This window comes from Embleya sp. NPDC055664 (genome assembly GCF_053618075.1).
In genome coordinates, this window is sequence record NZ_JBSHGZ010000012.1 from 240,258 (window position 1) to 240,942 (window position 685).

A 685-nucleotide genomic window follows, 5' to 3' on the forward strand; every position below is an offset into this window, starting at 1 on the left:
ACGATCGTCCCGATTGCCATACGACGGCCGGCCGGACCCACGGTCGTCCCGGGCAGGCCGATCCGAACGCTCGGGCCGGTCCGACCGATACGGCGGACGCGCACCGCCACCGGAACGATCGTCCCGGTTGAACGACGGACGCGAGAACCCACCACGATCGTCCCGCCCACCGGACTGCGGACGCCCCGTGCCCGCACCGCGGTTGCCGCCGCGGTCGTCACGGTTGAACGAAGAACGCGAACCGCCTCGATCGTCACGACCGCCCTGGCCACGACCACCGGAAGCCGGACGGCCACCACGATCGTCACGGTTGAACGGCCGGCGATCACCGCCGCCACCGCCCCCCGAGTACTGCGATCCACCGGGACGGCGACTCGGCCGTCCTTCGGAGGGGGGATTGGACATGGGATTTGCTCCTCGTGATCGTCGTACGGGTACGCAGTCGCCTGTGGCGCGACCACCATTGTCCCGTATGACGAACGAAGTCGGCGCACCCGACAGTGGCCGTGAACCCCTGTACACAGGGGTCGCCACGATAAATAGAACAGGATAAAAAAATAAGGGGCCCCACCGGGGTGGGGCCCCTTATTCACGTAGATTCCGGCGGCGTCCTACTCTCCCACACCCCTTCGAGTGCAGTACCATCGGCGCTGGAGAGCTTAGCTTCCGGGTTCGGAATGAGACC

General features: G+C 66.6%; 1 protein-coding gene and 1 rRNA gene. Both read right to left on the bottom strand.

The genetic code is table 11. From position 1 onward, the window contains the following. Positions 1-338, bottom strand: a 338-nt coding sequence (locus ACWGR4_RS22020) for a hypothetical protein (RefSeq protein ID WP_452134229.1), incomplete at its 3' end; no start/stop codon positions are given. A 260-nt stretch (positions 339-598) separates the two neighbouring features. Next, positions 599-685 (bottom strand): 5S ribosomal RNA (rrf, locus tag ACWGR4_RS22025); the annotation flags it as partial.